The 19,460-nt window shown below is 72.1% G+C and carries 19 protein-coding genes; 4 read left to right on the forward strand and 15 right to left on the reverse strand.

The genetic code is table 11. From position 1 onward, the window contains the following. The first annotated feature begins 69 nt into the window (after window positions 1-69). On the forward strand, window positions 70-831 hold the full coding sequence (locus tag AB0B40_RS05860; protein ID WP_345057562.1) for a DUF4232 domain-containing protein: 762 nt from the start codon (window positions 70-72) through the stop codon (window positions 829-831). 19 nt (window positions 832-850) lie between these two features. Here AB0B40_RS05860 and hemB read toward each other — a convergent pair whose 3' ends face one another. The 6 genes from hemB to AB0B40_RS05890 form a co-directional block, all read right to left on the reverse strand. After that, a complete protein-coding gene (gene hemB / locus AB0B40_RS05865; protein WP_345057305.1) occupies window positions 851-1,843 on the reverse strand; it encodes a porphobilinogen synthase in 993 nt (330 codons plus the stop codon). Window positions 1,844-2,127: 284 nt separating this feature from the next. Further along, window positions 2,128-3,840 (reverse strand): uroporphyrinogen-III synthase, encoded by a 1,713-nt coding sequence (locus AB0B40_RS05870; protein ID WP_345057303.1) that lies wholly within the window; start codon window positions 3,838-3,840, stop codon window positions 2,128-2,130. After that, window positions 3,837-4,832, reverse strand: a complete 996-nt coding sequence (gene hemC, locus AB0B40_RS05875; protein WP_345057301.1) for a hydroxymethylbilane synthase — start codon at window positions 4,830-4,832, stop codon at window positions 3,837-3,839. The genes AB0B40_RS05870 and hemC overlap by 4 nt, the downstream gene beginning before the upstream one ends. Beyond that, a complete protein-coding gene (locus AB0B40_RS05880; RefSeq protein WP_345057299.1) occupies window positions 4,829-6,568 on the reverse strand; it encodes a glutamyl-tRNA reductase in 1,740 nt (579 codons plus the stop codon). The genes hemC and AB0B40_RS05880 overlap by 4 nt, the downstream gene beginning before the upstream one ends. Next, window positions 6,565-7,329 (reverse strand): redox-sensing transcriptional repressor Rex, encoded by a 765-nt coding sequence (locus AB0B40_RS05885; RefSeq protein ID WP_345057297.1) that lies wholly within the window; start codon window positions 7,327-7,329, stop codon window positions 6,565-6,567. Before AB0B40_RS05885 ends, AB0B40_RS05880 begins: the two co-directional genes overlap by 4 nt. A 280-nt stretch (window positions 7,330-7,609) precedes the next feature. Continuing rightward, window positions 7,610-7,891 (reverse strand): glutaredoxin family protein, encoded by a 282-nt coding sequence (locus AB0B40_RS05890; protein ID WP_345057295.1) that lies wholly within the window; start codon window positions 7,889-7,891, stop codon window positions 7,610-7,612. A gap of 117 nt (window positions 7,892-8,008) precedes the next feature. Here AB0B40_RS05890 and AB0B40_RS05895 point away from each other — a divergent pair, with 117 nt between their 5' ends. The 3 genes from AB0B40_RS05895 to AB0B40_RS05905 all read left to right on the forward strand — a co-directional run bounded on the left by AB0B40_RS05895 (window position 8,009) and on the right by AB0B40_RS05905 (window position 11,538). Beyond that, entirely contained in the window at window positions 8,009-8,929 is a 921-nt protein-coding gene (locus AB0B40_RS05895) for an HAD-IB family hydrolase (RefSeq protein WP_345057293.1), read from the forward strand. 358 nt (window positions 8,930-9,287) lie between these two features. Beyond that, a complete protein-coding gene (locus tag AB0B40_RS05900) occupies window positions 9,288-10,067 on the forward strand; it encodes an ECF subfamily RNA polymerase sigma factor, BldN family (RefSeq protein ID WP_345057291.1) in 780 nt (259 codons plus the stop codon). Window positions 10,068-10,302: 235 nt separating this feature from the next. After that, window positions 10,303-11,538, forward strand: a complete 1,236-nt coding sequence (locus AB0B40_RS05905; RefSeq protein ID WP_345057289.1) for a DUF5667 domain-containing protein — start codon at window positions 10,303-10,305, stop codon at window positions 11,536-11,538. Between the two features lie 63 nt (window positions 11,539-11,601). Here the strand turns inward: AB0B40_RS05905 and AB0B40_RS05910 are convergent, their stop codons facing one another. From AB0B40_RS05910 to AB0B40_RS05950, 9 genes are all read right to left on the reverse strand, one after another. Then, window positions 11,602-12,669 carry a lysophospholipid acyltransferase family protein gene (locus AB0B40_RS05910; protein WP_345057287.1) on the reverse strand — a complete coding sequence of 356 codons (1,068 nt, stop codon included), beginning with the start codon at window positions 12,667-12,669 and terminating at the stop codon, window positions 11,602-11,604. A 14-nt stretch (window positions 12,670-12,683) separates the two neighbouring features. After that, a complete protein-coding gene (locus AB0B40_RS05915) occupies window positions 12,684-13,745 on the reverse strand; it encodes an NAD-dependent epimerase/dehydratase family protein (protein WP_345057285.1) in 1,062 nt (353 codons plus the stop codon). A gap of 206 nt (window positions 13,746-13,951) precedes the next feature. Beyond that, window positions 13,952-14,050: an AURKAIP1/COX24 domain-containing protein gene (locus AB0B40_RS05920; RefSeq protein WP_003948845.1), complete on the reverse strand. Its 99-nt coding sequence runs from the start codon at window positions 14,048-14,050 to the stop codon at window positions 13,952-13,954. A 136-nt stretch (window positions 14,051-14,186) separates the two neighbouring features. Beyond that, window positions 14,187-14,399, reverse strand: a complete 213-nt coding sequence (locus AB0B40_RS05925; RefSeq protein ID WP_121791081.1) for a helix-turn-helix domain-containing protein — start codon at window positions 14,397-14,399, stop codon at window positions 14,187-14,189. Between the two features lie 129 nt (window positions 14,400-14,528). Further along, window positions 14,529-15,344, reverse strand: a complete 816-nt coding sequence (locus tag AB0B40_RS05930) for a phosphatase (RefSeq protein ID WP_345057281.1) — start codon at window positions 15,342-15,344, stop codon at window positions 14,529-14,531. Window positions 15,345-15,499: 155 nt separating this feature from the next. Continuing rightward, a complete protein-coding gene (locus AB0B40_RS05935; protein ID WP_362263126.1) occupies window positions 15,500-16,672 on the reverse strand; it encodes an acetoin utilization protein AcuC in 1,173 nt (390 codons plus the stop codon). Next, on the reverse strand, window positions 16,623-17,840 hold the full coding sequence (locus AB0B40_RS05940; protein WP_362263129.1) for an MFS transporter: 1,218 nt from the start codon (window positions 17,838-17,840) through the stop codon (window positions 16,623-16,625). The genes AB0B40_RS05935 and AB0B40_RS05940 overlap by 50 nt, the downstream gene beginning before the upstream one ends. Before the next feature lie 86 nt (window positions 17,841-17,926). Further along, the gene (locus AB0B40_RS05945; protein ID WP_345057275.1) at window positions 17,927-18,640 is read right to left on the reverse strand and encodes a VC0807 family protein; all 714 of its coding nucleotides are present in this window, start codon (window positions 18,638-18,640) and stop codon (window positions 17,927-17,929) included. A gap of 92 nt (window positions 18,641-18,732) precedes the next feature. Then, a complete protein-coding gene (locus AB0B40_RS05950; RefSeq protein WP_362263132.1) occupies window positions 18,733-19,377 on the reverse strand; it encodes an HAD family hydrolase in 645 nt (214 codons plus the stop codon). Window positions 19,378-19,460: the final 83 nt, after the last annotated feature.

The raw sequence follows: 19,460 nt of genomic DNA on the forward strand, positions 1-19,460 counted from the left end.
GCCGCCCACAGACTGTTGGTCATCCAAGCACGACAACCGGCTCAGCCCGAAAGAGGACTTGCCATGCGTATGCGCCACATCCGTCTGCTCGCCGCCACCGGCACCGCCGTCGCCGCCCTCGCACTCACGGCGTGCGGCGGCGGGACGGGCACCGAGGACGAGGGCGCCTCCGGGCCGACGGCGGCGCGGACGGACGCGACGAAGACGGCGGGCAGCGCGAGCACCGGGGGCAGCGGCAGCAACAGCGGCACCGGCGGCTCCGGCGGCAGCGGCAGCCACGGCACGGGTGGTGGTACGGCAGGCAGCACGGCGGACGGCGCGCCCGTGGCCCGTACCCACGCCCCCGGCGCCCAGCCGGACACCTCCGCAGGCCACAGCACCAAGGGCGGCTCCGCCGGCGGGTCGGTGGTGCTGTGCAACGGCGCGAACACCACCGTCACCGCTCAGCCGCTCAACCGGCCCCTCAACCACCTGCTGCTCACGGTGAAGAACACCGGGGGCAGGACCTGCGAACTGCCGTACTACCCGGTCCTGCGCTTCGACGGGATGCAGTGGGTGCCGCAGGCGGACCGGGACACCCAGCCGCAGGCCGTGGTGTCCCTGGCGCCCGGCGCGTCGGGGTACGCGGGTGTGCTGCTGTCGGCCGCCGACGGCAGCGGCACCGGGGGGACGACCGGCCACAAGCTGACCGTGGCCTTCCAGGGCTACACCCCGAACAGCAGCGGCGGCCCGTCCGCGACCCCGCCCCTGCCCGCCAAGGGCCTCTACTACGACAGCTCGCTGAAGGTGACGTACTGGCAGCAGGACCCGGGCGCCATCAGCAGCTGGTGAGCCTCTCGCCGGCCAGGCCCTAGCGCAGTCGCTGGGCGACCTCGGTGGCCCAGTAGGTGAGGATGTTCCGCGCCCCGGCCCGCTTGATGCCGGTCAGCGTCTCGAGGATGGCCCGGTCCCGGTCGATCCAGCCCTTCTCGGCGGCGGCCTCGACCATCGCGTACTCGCCGGAGATCTGGTAGGCGGCGACGGGCACGTCCACGGCGTCCGCGACCCGCGCCAGGATGTCGAGGTAGGGGCCGGCCGGCTTGACCATCACCATGTCGGCGCCCTCGGCCAGGTCCAGCTCCAGCTCCCGCAGGGACTCGCGCCAGTTGGCCGGGTCCTGCTGGTAGGTCTTGCGGTCGCCCTGGAGCGAGGAGCCGACGGCCTCGCGGAAGGGGCCGTAGAAGGCGGAGGAGTACTTGGCGGTGTAGGCGAGGATGGCGACGTCCTCCCGGCCGATCTGGTCCAGCGCGTCGCGGATGACGCCGATCTGGCCGTCCATCATCCCGCTGGGGCCGACGACATGGGCGCCGGCGTCGGCCTGCACCTGGGCCATCTCGGCGTACCGCTCCAGGGTGGCGTCGTTGTCGACGCGGCCCTCGGCGTCCAGCACACCGCAGTGCCCGTGGTCGGTGAACTCGTCCAGGCACAGGTCGGACATGACGAGCAGGTCGTCGCCGACCTCGGCCCGGACGTCCCGGAGGGCGACCTGGAGGATCCCGTCCGGGTCGGTCCCGGCCGTGCCCTGGGCGTCCTTCCCGGACTCCTCCGGCACGCCGAACAGCATGATCCCGGAGATCCCGGCCTCCACCGCCTCCACCGCGGCCTTCTTCAGACTGTCCCGGGTGTGCTGGACGACACCGGGCATGGCGGCGATCGGCACGGGCTCGCTCACGCCCTCCCGGACGAACGCCGGAAGGATGAAGTCGGCGGGGTGCAGGCGTGTCTCGGCGACCATGCGGCGCATGACGGGCGAGGTCCGCAGCCGCCGGGGACGCGTACCGGGAAAGGATCCGTACTTCGTCATGCCGTCTACGCTACGCCCGCACCGAGTACGCCTTTGCCGACGGGACGTCGGCGGCCGGCCGGGGCGCGTCGCCGACGGGGCGGTGCCGCAGCGCCCTGCCGAGGAGGACGCCGCCGCCCGACGAGGGCCACCCCGGCACCCCGCTCCGTCGGAGACCGGCACGGCGACGCCCGCCGTCACGAGCACAGTGGAGCCCCCGGACGCCGTACGCCCCGCCGTCCCAGACACGGGACGGCGGGGCGTACGGCTTCTGCCGGTGGGCGGGTGCCGCCCGGGGGGCAAGGCTAGGTCGTCGACCGGCGCCTGCGCGCCCCGGGCCGGCGCTCGCTGGGCCGCGTCACCGGGTCCCCCGCCTCCAGCGCGGCAGCGCGCCGCTTCATGCCGAAGTCGGCCAGCGCCTCCGCCAGCTTGTGCACCGACGGCTCGGGAGCCATCACGTCGACACGGAGCCCGTGTTCCTCGGCCGTCTTCGCCGTGGCCGGGCCGATGCACGCGATCACGGTGACGTTGTGGGGCTTGCCCGCGATGCCGACGAGGTTGCGGACCGTGGACGACGAGGTGAAGAGGACCGCGTCGAAGCCGCCGCCCTTGATCGCCTCCCGGGTGTCCGCCGGCGGCGGCGACGCGCGGACCGTCCGGTAGGCGGTCACGTCGTCCACCTCCCAGCCCAGTTCGATGAGCCCGGCGACCAGGGTCTCCGTGGCGATGTCGGCACGCGGCAGGAAGACACGGTCGATCGGGTCGAAGACCGGGTCGTACGGAGGCCAGTCCTCCAGCAGGCCCGCCGCCGACTGCTCACCGCTCGGCACCAGGTCCGGCTTCACGCCGAAGGCGACCAGCGCCTTGGCGGTCTGCTCGCCCACCGCGGCCACCTTGATGCCCGCGAAGGCACGGGCGTCGAGGCCGTACTCCTCGAACTTCTCCCGGACGGCCTTCACCGCGTTGACCGAGGTGAAGGCGATCCACTCGTACCGGCCGGTCACCAGGCCCTTGACGGCACGCTCCATCTGCTGGGGCGTGCGCGGCGGTTCGACGGCGATCGTCGGGACCTCGTGCGGCACGGCGCCGTAGGAGCGCAGCTGGTCGGAGAGCGACGCCGCCTGCTCCTTCGTGCGCGGCACGAGCACCTTCCAGCCGAACAGCGGCTTGGACTCGAACCACGACAGCTGGTCGCGCCGGGCGGCGGCGGAACGCTCGCCGACCACGGCTATCACCGGCCGGCCGCCGTCCGGCGACGGCAGCACCTTCGCCTGCTTCAGCGTCTGCGCGATCGTGCCGAGCGTCGCCGCCCAGGTGCGCTGCCGGGTCGTCGTACCGGCGACGGTCACCGTCAGCGGGGTGTCCGGCTTGCGGCCCGCCGAGACCAGCTCGGCCGCCGCGGCGGCCACGGAGTCCAGGGTCGTCGACACGACCACCGTGCCGTCCGAGGCGCCCACCTCCGTCCAGCAGCGGTCGGAGGCGGTGCGGGCGTCCACGAACCGGACGTCCGCGCCCTGGGCGTCGCGCAGCGGCACACCGGCGTACGCGGGCACGCCGACCGCCGCGGCGACACCGGGGACGACCTCGAAGGACACCCCGGCGGCGGCGCAGGCGAGCATCTCCTCCGCGGCGTACGCGTCGAGTCCCGGGTCCCCGGACACCGCACGGACGACCCGCCTGCCGCCTCGCGCGGCCTCCATGACAAGATGAGCGGCATCCCGAGCAGCAGCCGGGACAGCGGCGGGTGTTGACGTGCCGTCAACCACCGTCAGCTGGGGCGTGCCCGTGCCCGGCGGCGAGACCGCGGAGGTGTCCGCGTCCGTGTGCACCACGGAGACGCCCTGTCGGGCGTGCGTCCGGATGACGTCGAGCACCTCGTGCTCGGCGACCAGGACGTCCGCGCTCGACAGCGCCTCCACGGCGCGCAGAGTCAGCAGTCCCGGATCCCCGGGTCCGGCACCGAGGAAGGTGACGTGCCCGTGTTCCGGACCGGCGGCAGGAAGGGCGGTGGGGCTCACTGTGCTCGCTCCCCCATCAGACCGGCCGCGCCCTGGGCGAGCATCTCGGTGGCGAGTTCGCGCCCGAGTGCCATCGCCCGGTCGTGCGTCTGGGGCACGGGACCGGTGGTGGACAGCTGCACCATGCGGGTGCCGTCGGTCGTGCCGACGACGCCGCGCAGGCGCATTTCCTTGACAATCTGCGCGTCGGCCTGGGGGTCCCCCCGCTCGAGCGGAGCCGAGAGGGGGGGAAGGTCGGCCAGCGCACCCACAGGTGCGCTGCAACCGGCCTCCAGGGCGGCGAGCAGGGATCGTTCGGCGGTCACGGCGACCCGGGTGAACGGGTCGTCGAGTTCGCCGAGCGCGGCGATGAGGTCCGCGTGGTCCGCGGCACACTCGATCGCCAGGGCCCCCTGGCCGGGGGCGGGCAGAACCGTGTCGACCGACAGGAAGTCGGTCACCTCGTCGATCCGGCCGATCCGGTTGAGTCCGGCGGCGGCCAGCACGACCGCGTCCAGCTCGCCGTCACGGACGTATCCGATCCGCGTGTCGACGTTGCCGCGGATCGGGACGGTCTCGATGTCCAGGCCGTGGGTACGGGCGTACGCGTTCAGCTGCGCCATGCGGCGGGGGGAGCCGGTTCCGATCCGGGCCCCGCGCGGCAGGTCGGTGAACTTCAGCGCGTCGCGCGCGACGACCACGTCCCGCGGGTCCTCGCGCGGCGGTACGGCGGCCAGGGCCAGCTCCTCGGGCTGCGCGGTCGGCAGGTCCTTGAGCGAATGAACCGCGAAGTCGACCTCGCCCCGCACCAGCGCGTCGCGCAGCGCCGTCACGAAGACGCCGGTGCCGCCGATCTGCGCCAGGTGCTCGCGGGAGGTGTCGCCGTAGGTGGTGATCTCGACCAGCTCGACGGGCCGCCCGGTCACCCGGCGGACGGCCTCCGCCACCTGGCCGGACTGGGCCATGGCGAGCTTGCTGCGCCTGGTCCCCAGCCTCAAAGCCTTCTCCATCATGCCGGTCGGTCCTTCTCGTCTGTGCTGTCCTCGGCCCGGGAGACGGCGGCCACCGTCTCGGGGTCGAGGTCGAACAGGGTGCGCAGCGCGTCCGCGTACCCGGCGCCGCCGGGCTCGGCCGCGAGCTGCTTGACCCGTACGGTCGGCGCGTGCAGCAGCTTGTCGACGACCCGGTGCACGGCCTGGCGGATCTCGCCGCGCTGGCGCTCGTCCAGGTCGGGCAGGCGGCCGTCGAGCCGTGCGATCTCGCCGGCGACGACGTCGGCGGCCATGGTGCGCAGCGCGATCACGGTGGGCGTGATGTGCGCCGCCCGCTGCGCCGCGCCGAAGGCCGCGACCTCGTCGGAGACGATACGCCGGACCTGGTCCACGTCGGCCGCCATCGGCGCGTCGGCGGACGCCTCCGCCAGCGACTCGATGTCGACCAGGCGCACCCCGGCCAGCCGGTGCACGGCCGCGTCGATGTCGCGGGGCATGGCGAGGTCGAGGAGGAAGAAGAAGGGTGCCGGGCGTTCGGCCACCGGCTCCGGCTTGCGCCGCTCGGGGATGCGGCCCACCGTCGCGGCGGTCGCGGCGAGCGCGCTGATCAGGTCGGCGTCCGCCTCGGGGCTGCGGCTTCCCCGGCGGTCCCCGGTGCCTCCCCCGAGTTCCCGGCTCCGCTCGAACTGGGCGGTGCCCCCGCCGGCCCAGGCGGCGTGCTGCTCCAGGGTGGCCGCGTCCATGCCGGCCACGGCGGCCTCGCCCATGACGGAGAAGCCGGGCTGTGCGGCGGCCAGGTCCAGCGGGCAGTTCTCGTCGCCGCCGGCGGACGGCAGCGGCGGCTTGGCCGGTACGGCCGTACGGGTGGCGCCGGCCGTACGGGCGGTGTCGGCGATCTCGGCGGCGGGGGCGCCGGTGCGGCCCTCGACCGCCTGCGCGACCATGTCCGCCGTGAGCACCAGCCCCGTCGCCCCGGTACAGGAGACGACGACGTCGGCACGTGTCAGTTCGTCGCGCACCGCGTCCATCTCCACCGCGCGGGCGGTCACGGCCGTGTCGTCGCCCTCGGTGAGGATGTGCACGAGCCGCTCGGCGCGCTCGAAGGTGCGGTTGGCGACGACGATCTCGGTGACCCCGGCGCGCGCGAGCGTCGCGGCGGCCAGGGACGACATCGACCCGGCACCGATGACCAGCGCCGTCCGCCCCGCGGCCCATTCCAGCACGTCCCCGCCCGCGGCCAGCTGCTCCAGGCCGAAGGTGACCAGGGACTGGCCGGCGCGGTCGATGCCGGTCTCGGAGTGGGCACGCTTGCCGACCCTGAGGGCCTGCTGGAACAGGTCGTTCAGCAGCCTGCCGGCGCTGTGCAGCTCCTGGGCGAGCGCCAGGGAGTCCTTGATCTGGCCGAGGATCTGCCCCTCGCCGACGACCATCGAGTCCAGCCCGCAGGCCACCGAGAACAGGTGGTGGACGGCCCGGTCCTCGTAGTGCACGTAGAGGTAGGGGGTCAGTTCGTCCAGGCCGACGCCGCTGTGCTGGGCGAGCAGCGTGGACAGCTCGGCGACACCGGCGTGGAACTTGTCCACGTCGGCGTACAGCTCGATGCGGTTGCAGGTGGCGAGGACCGCGGCCTCGGTGGCGGGCTCGGCGGCGACGGTGTCCTGGAGCAGCTTGGTCTGGGCGTCCGCGCTCAGCGAGGCCCGCTCCAGCACGCTGACCGGGGCGCTGCGGTGGCTCAGTCCGACGACGAGGAGACTCATGCCGGCATCACGGCGGGGACGTCCCCGTCGGGCCCCTGGTCGGCGGAGGCCTCGCGGGCGGTGGCGGCGGGCAGGGCGCCGTCGCCCGCCGCGGTCTCCTCGCCCGCCTTGCGCTGCTCGTGGAAGGCGAGGATCTGCAGCTCGATGGAGAGGTCGACCTTGCGGACGTCGACGCCGTCCGGGACGGACAGCACCGTCGGTGCGAAGTTCAGGATGGAGGTCACCCCGGCGGCCACGAGCCGGTCGCAGACCTGCTGGGCGGCGCCGGCCGGGGTGGCGATGACGCCGATGGAGACGCCGTTGTCCTTGATGATCTTCTCGAGCTCGTCGGTGTGCTGCACCGGGATGCCCGCGACCGGCTTGCCGGCCATCGCCGGGTCGGCGTCGATCAGCGCGGCGACCCGGAAGCCGCGGGAGGCGAAGCCGCCGTAGTTGGCCAGGGCGGCGCCGAGGTTACCGATACCGACGATCACAACCGGCCAGTCCTGGGTCAGGCCGAGTTCGCGGGAGATCTGGTAGACGAGATACTCCACGTCGTAGCCGACACCGCGGGTTCCGTACGAGCCCAGGTACGAGAAGTCCTTGCGCAGCTTGGCGGAGTTGACCCCCGCCGCCGCGGCCAGCTCCTCGGAGGAGACCGTGGGGACCGAGCGCTCCGACAGTGCGGTCAGGGCTCGGAGGTACAGCGGAAGCCGGGCGACGGTGGCCTCGGGAATCCCTCGGCTACGGGTCGCCGGTCGGTGTGTTCGGCCAGTTGCCACGGTGCTCCTGCGGGTAGAGCGGGGCTGCAGGCGGTCATACGTCCCCAGACCGCCCCGTCGACAGCAGGCTATGTCTTTGTGAACGCGTGCACAAAGATGGTGTCCGATTTGCCCGGCAGAAGTGACCGGGGTCACGCCGGTTTCGCGCCCCCGGCGGGAACCGGCGCACACGCACCGGCGTTCCTTCATTACTGGGGGCAAAACCGCACACTCTCCTCACGAATCCCGCCCCCGAGACCAGACCGCCGTCGATCCTAAGCGACTTTCCGGCCGCTTTGGACTACCCGGTCAGTGCACGCCGCAGCCGCTCCTCGTTCACGCGCCAGAAGGTGTGCTGTTCACCGTCGACGAGGACGACCGGGATCTGCTCCCAGTAGCGGTCGTACAGGTCCTGGTCCTCGGTGATGTCCTTCGGCTCCCACGGCACACCGAGGTCCCCGCACACCTTCTCGATCACCAGCTGCGCGTCGTCGCACAGATGGCAGCCGGGCTTGCGGATCAGAGTGACCAGCCGCGCGCGCGGCTCGGCCCTGCGTCGGAAAAGGGGACTCATACGGGCCATTCTCGCGCGCTCCGCGCCCATTCCGGATCGCTTCTTTCACGGCCCTGTCGCGCAGAGTTCACACCCTGCCACCCGCTCGACTCCGGAACCACCGAACAGACTGGCTATGCTCGCGTCATGGCCGCTCTCGGATGGCTCACTCCCCGTAGGCGCTCCGCCACGGCGCGGAGCGTGTTGGCAGGCGAGGCCTCGGCGGAGGCCGCCCGCAAGTCCTCGCAGGAGGCGCCGCGCGCCACGCCGGAGGAACCGGCGTTCCCCGTGATCGGCGACGCCATGGCCGCCGCCTTCTTCGACCTCGACAACACGGTGATGCAGGGCGCCGCGCTGTTCCACTTCGGCCGCGGGCTGTACAAGCGGAAGTTCTTCGAGACCCGCGACCTCGCCCGGTTCGCCTGGCAGCAGGCGTGGTTCCGGCTGGCCGGCGTCGAGGACCCGGAGCACATGCAGGACGCCCGCGACTCGGCGCTGTCGATCGTCAAGGGCCACCGGGTCGCCGAGCTGGAGTCGATCGGCGAGGAGATCTACGACGAGTACATGGCCGACCGCATCTGGCCCGGCACCCGCGCCCTCGCCCAGGCCCACCTGGATGCGGGCCAGAAGGTGTGGCTAGTAACCGCGGCCCCCGTCGAGATCGCCCAGGTCATCGCCCGCCGCCTCGGCCTGACCGGCGCCCTCGGCACCGTGGCCGAGTCGGTCGACGGCGTCTACACCGGCAAGCTGGTCGGCGAGCCGCTGCACGGCCCCGCCAAGGCGGAGGCGGTGCGCGCCCTGGCCGCGGCCGAGGGGCTGGACCTCTCCCGCTGCGCGGCCTACAGCGACAGCCACAACGACATCCCGATGCTGTCCCTGGTGGGCCACCCCTACGCCATCAACCCGGACGCCAAGCTGCGCAGGCACGCCCGGGAGAAGGAGTGGCGCCTGCGGGACTACCGCACGGGCCGCAAGGCGGCGAAGGTCGGCATCCCCGCGGCGGCGGGTGTCGGCGCGGTCGCCGGCGGCACGGCTGCGGCCATCGCCCTGAGCCGACGGCGCCGATAGCGCGCCGATAGCGCCAACCGGGCCGGCAGCGACACATCGCGTGCCGCGCATCCCGGCATCCCCGTCCGGCCGCAGGTCGGCGCGCACCTTGAACGCGCCCGTGTACATCACCGCGTTCAACATGCCCCGCACTTCACCGAAAGACGCCCTTTTCCGGTCAGCCAGCGATCACTTTGCGAAACGCGACCAGCCATCAAACGGTTACAGATGCGACGCAATCGATGATTTGAGCAACTCGGTGTAGCAGGGCCTGTACGAAGCGTTATTCTCCTCAGACGCAATCCGGTACCCCTCCGTCGCCACGACGGGTGAAAGGTCCCGCACTGCACGTGATGGAAGCTCTGCCTCTGGGAGTCCCGTGTACCCACACGTCGGGGTTGACGCCTCGGGCCTGGCTACGCTGCGCGCAACGGTCGCGACGGTCAAAGAGACGCTGCGCGGCTTCGTCCCCCCCGCGTACGCCGTCCCTGCCTTCGCCGCCGCCGCGCCGGCAGGCCCGTGCTACGCACTGGCCGACGGCGGCGCCGCCGTCGGCAGACGAGGGCGTGCCACCGGCGCGGCCACCGCCCGCCGGCCGGCCGCCGACAGCGACAGCGCCCGGATGATGGACCTCGTCGAACGCGCCCAGGCGGGGGAGGCCGAGGCCTTCGGGCGGCTCTACGACCAGTACAGCGACACCGTCTACCGGTACATCTACTACCGCGTCGGCGGCCGGGCCACCGCCGAGGACCTCACCAGCGAGACCTTTCTGCGGGCGCTCAGGAGGATCGGCACCTTCACCTGGCAGGGCCGTGACTTCGGGGCCTGGCTGGTCACCATCGCCCGGAACCTGGTCGCCGACCACTTCAAGTCCAGCCGTTTCCGGCTGGAGGTCACCACCGGCGAGATGCTCGACGCCAACGAGGTCGAGCGCTCCCCGGAGGACTCCGTCCTGGAGTCCCTGTCGAACGCCGCCCTGCTGGACGCCGTACGGCGGCTCAACCCGCAGCAGCAGGAGTGCGTGACACTCCGTTTCCTCCAGGGCCTCTCGGTCGCCGAGACCGCCCGGGTCATGGGCAAGAACGAGGGCGCCATCAAGACCCTCCAGTACCGCGCCGTACGCACCCTCGCCCGGCTGCTGCCGGACGACGCCCGCTGAGTGGGGCGACACCGGGCGACACACAACTCACTTTCCGTGAAGGCCCGTTGTCTTTCCGATCCGACCATCCGCTGTCCGTAACCCAAGTGCCGCGCCAGTCGTTGTGCGGGATACAGGCTCCCTGTGGTCACGTCCTGGCCGACCCCGATCACTCGATCGTGGGAAGTGGTCGTGGGCGTGCAACCCTCAGGACCCCCTGGGGAGTCGACCGTCATGACGAGAGGAGGTGCCGCCAGTGATCGCGAACGTATCGGCGCACCGGCGGGCGAACGCCTTCGCCCAGGCCCTGGAGGAGCAGTCCGACCGGGACCCGGCGGCCGAGCAGTCCGCAGCAGCGGCGGAGACGCCGCCGGCCGCCGAGGAGCAGACCGAGCGGGGCCGGCTCCTGGCCCTGTCCGCGGGTCTCGGCGCGCTGCCCAAGCCGCAGCTCGACCCGGAGGTCAAGGTCGTTCAGCGGGCCCAGCTGGTGGCCGCGATGGAGGCCATGCTCCGGGAGGGCACGGGGGCGGCGGATGCTTCGGTACCGGAACAGCGTTCGCACCGGAGCCGGGGCGCACACCGGGCGAGCCCGCTGGGCAAACTCCGGCCGCGCACCAGGCTGACCAAGGGGCTCGCGGCCGGCGGGCTCAGCGTCGGCGTGGCCGCCGGAGCCTTCGGCGGGGTAGCCGCCGCCAGCTCCGACGCCCTTCCCGGTGACTCGCTGTACGGCCTGAAGCGGGGCATCGAGGACTTCAAGCTCAACTACCTGACCGATGGCGACGACCAGCGCGGCCAGACCTATCTGGACCAGGCGTCCACCCGGCTCAGCGAGGCCCGCCGGCTGCTGGAGCGCGGCCGGGGCGGCCATCTGGACCACGAGTCCATCGGCGAGATCCGCCGCACCCTGTCCGGGATGCGGCACGACGTCACCGAGGGCCACCGCCTGCTCCACGCGGCCTACGAGGCCGATCCGGACTCCCTCGGCCCCATCCAGGCGCTGTCCGCCTTCTCCCGGTCCCACCGCGAGGCGTGGAGCGCGCTCAGCGACAGGCTGCCCGTGCAGCTGGGTGACGTGAAACAGCAGGTGTCCTCGGTCTTCGACGCCATAGACGAAGAGGTCGCCCCGCTGCAGTCCCTGCTCCCGCAGCCGCCGGCCCCGTCGGGCGGCGGCAGGCGCCAGGGCGGCTCCGGATCGCCGTCCGTCGGCTCCTCCGGCAGCCACCGGTCGACGGCCCCCAGCTCCGCCGGCGACACCCCGTCCGCGGGGCAGCACACCGGCACCGGCACCCCGAGCGGCTCGGCCACCGGCAGCAGCGGCGAGGGTCTCATCGGCGGCGACACGGGTGGTCTGCTCGAACCCCCGAAGACCGGGCCCACCGGCAGCTCCCCGTCCGCCGGCAAGTCCCCGACGGGCCAGCCGGACGTCACCATCCCACCGCTCCTGCCCGACCTGCTCCCCGGCCTGGGCATCGACAACCAGGACGCGGACTAGGCACGGCTGTGCCGAGGGGCGCCCCTCCCGAGCGGGGCGCCCCTCGTCGCAGGACCGCACACCTCAGAAGAACACCGACCGCCGCTGCACCAGCAACTTGTACAGCGTGTGCTGGATCTGCTCGCGGACCTGGTCGGTCAGGTTGAACATCAGCATCGGGTCCTCCGCCGCCTCCGGCGGAAAACCGTCCGTCGCGATCGGCTCACCGAACTGGATCGTCCACTTGGTCGGCAGCGGGATCGCCCCCAACGGACCCAGCCACGGAAAAGTCGGCGTCAACGGGAAGTACGGGAAACCCAGCACCCGCGCGAGGGTCTTGGCGTTGCCGATCATCGGGTAGATCTCCTCGGCCCCGACGATCGAGCAGGGGATGATCGGCACCCCCTGCCGCAGGGCGGTGGAGACGAAGCCGCCGCGGCCGAACCGCTGCAGCTTGTAGCGCTCGCCGAAAGGTTTCCCGATGCCCTTGAAGCCCTCCGGCATCACCCCGACCAGCTCGCCCTGGGCCAGCAGCCGCTCCGCGTCCTCGGCGCAGGCCAGCGTGTGACCCAGCTTGCGGGCCAGCTCGTTGACCACCGGCAGCACGAAGACCAGGTCGGCCGCCAGCAGCCGGAGGTGGCGGTCGGCCGGGTGGTGGTCGTGCACCGCGACCTGCATCATCAGTCCGTCCAGCGGCAGCGTCCCGGAGTGGTTGGCGACGATCAGCGCCCCGCCCTCGGCCGGGATGTTCTCGATGCCCTTCACCTCGACCCGGAAGTACTTCTCGTACACCGGCCGCAGCAGCGACATCAGGACCTGGTCGGTCAGCTCCTCGTCGTAACCGAAGTCGTCGACGTCGTACTCCCCGGTGAGCCGGCGCCGCAGGAAGGCCAGCCCGGCCGCCACCCGCCGCTCCAGGCCGCCGTCCTGCCCGCCGGGCTCCGGCTGCCGCGCCGACGGCTCCTCCTCGCGGCTCACAGAGCCGTCCTCCCGCCTTCGCTCCCGGCCCGGCAGCGGCTGGACCGCACCCCTCTCGCCCGGCTCCCCGAGCACACCGCGCCGGCTCCCCCCGCCGCGGCGCCGCGCCTGGCGCTGTGCGGCGCTCCCGCGTGACCGGTCGTCGTCGAACGGAATGACCTTGGCGTCCGCCATCGTTGCCGCTCTCCTCAATTGGCGCTGTGCGTCTGGGGGTGGCCGGCTGCCCTCGCGGTCAGCGCGGCGATCCGGTCGACGGCCCCCGCGAGGGCCTCCGGCGGCAGCAGCCCGGGGCCCTGGCCGTGCGCGAAGTCCGCGAAGGCCTCGGCCGTCGTGTACCGGGGCGTGAAGCCCAGCGTCTCGCGCATCTGGGCGGTCTCCACCACGCGCCCGTGGGTGAGCAGCCGGATCTGCTCCGGTGAGAAGTCCGTCATGCCGAGCGTGCGGACCAGGGAACCGGCCCAGGTGACCGCGGGCAGCAGCAGCGGCACGGTGGGCCGCCCGAGCCGCCGGGAGCACTGCGAGAGCAGCAGCACGCCGTCCCCGGCGATGTTGAAGGTGCCGCTGTTGAGGGTCCCCCGGCGCGGCTCGTGCGAGGCGATCCGCAGCACCTCGATGACGTCGTCCTCATGCACGAACTGCAGCCGCGGGTCGTAGCCGAACACCGTCGGCAGGACGGGCAGCGCGAAGTACGAGGCGAGCGGGGTCTCCGCGGCCGGCCCGAGGATGTTGGCGAACCGCAGCACGCACACGGCGACGTCCGGCCGCCGCCGCGCGAACCCGCGCACGTACCCCTCCACCTCGACCGCGTCCTTCGCGAAACCACCGCTGGGCAGCGACTTGGGCGGGGTCGTCTCGGTGAACACGGCCGGATCACGCGGCGCGGAACCGTAGACGTTCGTACTGGACTTCACCACCAGCCGCTGCACGGCCGGCGACTTCTGGCAGGCGCCGAGCAGTTGCATGGTGCCGATGACGTTGGTCTCCTTGACCGTGGCCCGGTTCCCGCCGCCCAGCGCCGTACCCGTCACGTCCAGGTGCACGACCGTGTCGGCGCCCGTCTCGGCGAGCACCCGGGCGATCGTCGGCTGCCGGATGTCGGCCTGGATGAAGTCGGCACCGCCCAGATGGTGTGCCGGCGGCACCGCGTCCACGGCGATCACCCGGTCGACCTGCGGGTCCCGCTGGATCCGCCGCACGAACCGGCCGCCCAGCTGCCGGGCGACTCCGGTGACGAGCACGACCTTTCCCAAGATCAGCGCCTTCCTTCCCGCACAACCGGTATCCCGCGTTCCCCGTCTGCGGCCAACCTAGCCGGTTGTCGTTGCGCTGTGACGACCCCCGATGCACGAGGTGACGGAATTTCCCCCATCGGCACATGCCGCCCACCCCGGAACATGCCTGTGGCCCCCCACCACTGATGGTGGGGGGCCACAGGGCCACGCTCTCGCGTCGCCGCTTACTTCTTGTTGCGGCGCTGAACGCGCGTGCGCTTGAGCAGCTTGCGGTGCTTCTTCTTGGCCATCCGCTTGCGCCGCTTCTTGATAACAGAGCCCACGACTACCCTCGCTCACTTCTCATCACTCGGTTGTTTGGGCGCCATGGGCCCACACGACCTACGAGGGGCTAGCCTACCCAACCGAGCGCTGAGGTCGTAATCGAGGGCGTACCCCCTGGTCACCAGAGGGTCGCCGTCAGGCCGTCTCCACCCCCACATAGCTGTCGCGGAGGTACTCGTGTACCGCTTGCTCCGGGACGCGGAAGGACCGCCCCACCCGGATCGCGGGCAGATGACCACTGTGCACCAGGCGGTACACGGTCATCTTCGACACTCGCATCACCGAGGCGACCTCCGCCACGGTAAGGAACTGAACCTCGTTCAGAGGCCTCTCGCCAGCTGCAGCCATGACACACCCGAACCTTCCGCACTCGACGGCCACCGGCTTCCCCTTCCGGTGACTCTTCGTCGTTGCGTGCTCACTCCCCAGACTAGGGGCGGGTGATGCGAGTGGGGAAGAGGTGCACCCGTCGGCGGCCTACTGTGACAGACTCGCCCGATCGAGTACGTAGCGGGTGAGCGGCCGGTAGTAACTAGACCGCACTGCGTCATCAACCGGAACGACGACGGACACCCGCCCCTCGGCCTCCCCCACGAACAGCGCGGGGTCGTCGGTGTCGGCCAGACCGATCGCCTCGAACCCCAGCTGACCAGCACCGCAGACCCATCCGTGATCACCGACGACCAGTTCGGGCAGCGGCCCGCCGGCCTCCGCCGCGGCGTCCAGCGCGACCCGAACCGGGAGCGGCGAGTGGCTGTGGGCACCCGGCTCACAACCGGGGCGCTCGCTCGCCGGTTCCCGCACCAGGGCAACCCCCCGTACGTAGTCCAGGCGATGGGTACGTAGACCGAACTGGGTCAATATGTCGACACAGCGACCCTGCGCCGGGGTGAGAACCTCACATCCCGCCGCCGACATCGCGTCCGCCAAGCCGGCGTAGAAGCCGAGCAGCCGCTGCGGGTGCCCGGTGCCGAACAGCACGGGCGCGCCCCGCCGGGCCGCCTCCCGGATCCGCCCGGCGAAGGCGTCCAGCGCGGCGAGGGTCCGCTCCGGATCGATCACGTCGGGTCCGGACGTGCGGCGGGGGTCGGCCGAGACCCCGCACCTGCGCGCCATCAGCCCGAGCAGGTCCCCGAGCCCCCAGGCGCCTTCGGGATCGATCCCGATCAGCGCACGCGGGTCCCGGGCGGCGAAGAGCCGGTAGCTGCGCAGGCTCTGCTCCCGCGTGGTCGCCACCACCCCGGCCAGCCCCACGGCCACCAGGTGCGCGCGGAGACGGGCGGGGGTCGACACGGATGCGATGGTGGCCCATCGGCGGGCGTGGCGGGACGGAATCCGGGGAATTCCGCACGGTCGGCCTAACGGGCACCCCGGACGACGCCCACAACGCGCCCGGCCGGCACGGACGGGCGGGCCGGCCCCGTGGGACGGCCCGGCGGGAGAAGCGATCAGGGCAGCAGTCCGCGCAGCGGGAACACGGCCCGGCGAGTCGCCAGTACGGCCTGATCGACCCGGTCGGCGGGGTCGTACCCGCTCTCCCACGTGCCGTACTCCACCGGCCACCGCCCGTCGGTCATCCGCTGCGGCCCCAACTGCCGGGTCCGGGCGAACACTTCCCGCCGCCACCCCTCGGGGATCACCGACTCCGGAGCCACCGGCTTCCCCGCGGCGATGCCCACCAGATGCGTCCACGACCGCGGTACGACGTCCACCACCGCGTACCCGCCCCCGCCCAGCGCGATCCACCTGCCGTCCGCGTACTCGTGCGCCAGCTCGTGACACGCCACCTGGACCGCCCGCTGCGCGTCCAGCGAGACGGCCAGGTGTGCGAGCGGATCCTCGAAGTGGGTGTCGGCGCCGTGCTGGGAGACAAGCACCTGCGGCCGGAAATCGGCGAGCAGCTCCGGAACCACGGCGTGGAACGCCCGTACCCAGCCCGCGTCCCCCGTCCCGGCCGGCAGCGCCACGTTCACCGCGCAGCCCTCGCCCGCGCCCGCGCCCGTCTCCTGCGGCCACCCGGTCTGCGGGAACAACGTGCGGGGGTGCTCGTGCAGCGAGACCGTCAGCACCCGCGGGTCCTCCCAGAACGCCGCCTGCACCCCGTCCCCGTGATGCACGTCGACGTCCACGTAGGCGACCCGCTCGGCTCCCAGCTCCAGCAGCCGCGCGATCGCGAGCGCCGCGTCGTTGTAGATGCAGAACCCCGACGCCCCGCCCGGCATCGCGTGGTGCAGACCGCCCGCGAAGTTCACGGCGTGCTCGGCGTCCCCGCGCCACACGGCCTCGGCCGCCCCCACCGACTGCCCCGCGATCAGCGCGGACACCTCGTGCATCCCGGCGAAGGCGGGATCGTCGACCGTACCGAGCCCGTACTCCCCCCGGGCCCCCGCCGGATCCGCGGACGCGGCCTTCACGGCGTCGATGTAGTCCTCGCGGTGGACCAGCCGGAGCGTCGACTCACCGGCCGGTTTCGCCGCGACGACCGCCAGCTCCCGGTCGAGCCCGAAGGCACCGACCAGCCGGCGGGTCAGGTCCAGCCGGACCGGATCCATCGGATGGCTCGGACCGAAGTCATAGCCCGTTACTGCCTCGTCCCACATCAGCTGTGCGCGGCCGCTCATGCCCGCCACCGTATCGGTCGGGTTGAGCCGTGAACGATCTGGCGTACCCCAGTGTCACCAGCACCAACACCATCGGCACGAGCATGGCACCCCGATAGCTCCAGGCGTCCCCCAGGGCGCCCACCAACGGCGAGCCGACCAGGAAACCCACGTAGTTGAAGATGTTCAGCCGCGCGATCGCCGCGTCCGACGCCCCCGGGAACAGCCGTCCCGCCGCCGCGAAGGTCTGCGGCACCAGCACACACAACCCCAGCCCCAGCAAGGTGAACCCGAGCATCCCGGCCCACGCCCCCGGCGCCACGGCCACCACCGCGAACCCGCCCGCCGCCACCAGCGCCCCGGCCCGTACGACCGTCGCCGCCCCGAACCTGCGCACCCCGGCGTCCCCGATGGTCCGCCCCACCAGCGTGGTCACCATGTACACGTTGTACGGCACGGTCGCCAGCTGCTCCGAACTGCCCAGCACGTCCTTCAGATACTTCGCGCTCCAGTTGGAGACCGTCGAATCGCCGATGTAGGCGAAGGTCATCACCAGACACAGCGGCAGCAGCAGCTTGAAGACCAGACCCCCGCCCGGCGCCCGCCCCTCCGCCACGGGCGCCGGCTCCGCGTCGACGTACCACCGGCTCCCCACCAGCGTCCCCGGCAGCAGCACGGCCACCACCGGCAGGTACGACACCCACAGCGCGAGATGCCAGTGCGCCCCGGCCCAGGCCAGCGAGGCCCCGAGGATCCCGCCCAGGCTGTAGGCGGCGTGGAAGCTGAGCATGATGCTGCGTCCGTACGACCGCTGCAGGCTGACCCCGAGCATGTTCATCGACGCGTCCAGCGCCCCCACCGCGAGGCCGAAGACCCCCAGCGCCACCGCCACCACGGCCACCTGCCCGGGGCCGCCCGCCCCGGCCCCCAGCAGCGCCAGCAGCACCAGCGGCTGGGACCAGCGCAGCAGCCGGCTGGGCGGTACCCGCTTCACGAGCTGCTCGGTGGTCACGCTGCCGACGCCGGCGAGGATCGGCACGGCGGCCAGGAAGACCGGCAGCAGCCCGTCGGAGATGCCGTACCGCTCCTGGATGGCCGGGATACGCGTCACCAGCAGGGCGAAGGCGACGCCCTGGGCGAAGAAGCCGAACGCCAGCGAGGCCCTACCGCGCCGCAGCACATCAGTCATGGCGGCGAGAGTAGGGCCCCGGGCTACCTGTGGGTAGATCCAGCCAAAGGTGAATTTCCCTCAGCTCTGCCTGTCCTGATCCCCGGTCAGGCGGCGACGGTCACCGCGGGCCGCCCGGACCGGCCGGCCTCCACCTCGGCCTTGAGCATCCGCTCCATCGGCTCGACCGCCAGCCCGCCGCTGACCACGAAGCCGATCACCATCGCACCGACCAGGTAGACGCTGCCCAGCCACACCATCGTGTCCACCGGGATGGTGTAGGCGCCCACGAAGCGCGCCACGCACTCGGTGAGCAGCACAGCACCCCAGACGATCGAGAAGACGTTCTCCTTGCGCCGGAAGGCCGCGGAGTCGGCCGCCGCGCCGGACGCCAGCCGCTGCCAGGCCGCTTCCCTGGCGGCGTCGCCCTTGACGAGGAAGGGCTTCATGCCGGCGGTCATCATCGGCCTGCCGAGCCAGACCGACGCCAGGATGCCGAGGGCGACCGTGCTGCTGACTCCGCTGTCCTTCGCCAGCATCAGCCGCGGGTCACCGGAGACGAAGCTCAGCAGCAGCGAGACGACGTTCACGACGAGGATCAGCCCCGCCAGCGCGTTGGTCTTCCGCTCCCGGACCACGCTCCACACGGTCCGGACCGCCGGAACCACGCTGCTCCAGGCGAGCGCCGCGAAGGTGCTCATCCCGAAGGCCTCCTTCAGGAGGTAGTACGAGCCGAGCGGCACCGCCACATCGATGAGCAGCGGCTTGAAGTTGTCGAGCACGCTCGGCTTGCGACCCTGGGACCCCGTGTTCTTCGTCATGCCCTGAGCTTCCCCCATGGGCGGGGGCCGGCAGTAGGAACGATCGTCCGGAGGTCCGCATGACAATTGTCAGCCCGGACCGTCGACCGGGGTCATTTCAGCAGGTCGGCCAACTCGTCCATGTGCGAGAAGAGTTGGCCGGCACCGGCGAGCCGCGCCGCGGGGGTCATCGCGGTGAACCCGTACACGTCCATCCCGGCCGCGACGGCGGCGCGCACACCCAGCGGGGAGTCCTCCACGACCACGCACCGCTCGGGCGCCACTCCCATCCGCTCGGCCGCGTGCAGGAACAGGTCCGGCGCCGGCTTCCCCCGGCCGACGTCCTCCGAGCTGAAGACGCGCCCCTCCTCGAACCACCGGTCGAGCCCCGTCGCCCGGTGTCCCACCCGGATCCGCGAGTGGCTCCCGGAGGAGGCCACACAGTACGGCACCCCGTCCGCGGACAGCTTCTCCAGTACGCCGGTCACCCCGGCCACGGGCCGCAGTTCCCGCTCGAACGCGGCGAACACGCGCGCGTGGAAGACCTCGTCGAAATCGTCGGGCAGCCGCTGCCCCGTCCGCTCGAGAATCAGGTCGTGGATCCGGTGCATCGCCGAACCCATGTAGTCGCGGATGGAGTCCTCGTACGACGTCGGGTGCCCCAGCTCGGTCAGATAGGCGGCCAGGAGCTGGTTGGATATGGGCTCGCTGTCCACGAGGACACCGTCGTTGTCGAAGATGACGAGGTCATAGCGCATGGCATCGAGCCTAGAGGAAGTGGGAGAACCCGGAACGCAGAAAACCCCCGCATCAGCCCGATGCGGGGGTTTTCCCAAAAATT

The sequence above is a fragment of the Streptomyces sp. NPDC042638 genome (assembly GCF_040647235.1).
Classification (GTDB): domain Bacteria; phylum Actinomycetota; class Actinomycetes; order Streptomycetales; family Streptomycetaceae; genus Streptomyces; species Streptomyces rameus.

Bases quoted from the DNA above. Each gene is read 5' to 3' on its own strand.
- hemB (WP_345057305.1), bottom strand. From the start codon at position 1,843: ATGACGAAGTACGGATCCTTTCCCGGTACGCGTCCCCGGCGGCTGCGG.
- AB0B40_RS05945 (WP_345057275.1), bottom strand. From the start codon at position 18,640: ATGACGAAGAACACGGGGTCCCAGGGTCGCAAGCCGAGCGTGCTCGAC.
- AB0B40_RS05950 (WP_362263132.1), bottom strand. From the start codon at position 19,377: ATGCGCTATGACCTCGTCATCTTCGACAACGACGGTGTCCTCGTGGAC.
- AB0B40_RS05910 (WP_345057287.1), bottom strand. From the start codon at position 12,669: ATGGCGGACGCCAAGGTCATTCCGTTCGACGACGACCGGTCACGCGGG.
- AB0B40_RS05935 (WP_362263126.1), bottom strand. From the start codon at position 16,672: ATGAGCGGCCGCGCACAGCTGATGTGGGACGAGGCAGTAACGGGCTAT.
- AB0B40_RS05895 (WP_345057293.1), top strand. From the start codon at position 8,009: ATGGCCGCTCTCGGATGGCTCACTCCCCGTAGGCGCTCCGCCACGGCG.
- AB0B40_RS05940 (WP_362263129.1), bottom strand. From the start codon at position 17,840: ATGACTGATGTGCTGCGGCGCGGTAGGGCCTCGCTGGCGTTCGGCTTC.
- AB0B40_RS05890 (WP_345057295.1), bottom strand. From the start codon at position 7,891: ATGGCCCGTATGAGTCCCCTTTTCCGACGCAGGGCCGAGCCGCGCGCG.
- AB0B40_RS05880 (WP_345057299.1), bottom strand. From the start codon at position 6,568: ATGAGTCTCCTCGTCGTCGGACTGAGCCACCGCAGCGCCCCGGTCAGC.
- AB0B40_RS05860 (WP_345057562.1), top strand. From the start codon at position 70: ATGCGCCACATCCGTCTGCTCGCCGCCACCGGCACCGCCGTCGCCGCC.
- AB0B40_RS05925 (WP_121791081.1), bottom strand. From the start codon at position 14,399: ATGGCTGCAGCTGGCGAGAGGCCTCTGAACGAGGTTCAGTTCCTTACC.
- hemC (WP_345057301.1), bottom strand. From the start codon at position 4,832: ATGATGGAGAAGGCTTTGAGGCTGGGGACCAGGCGCAGCAAGCTCGCC.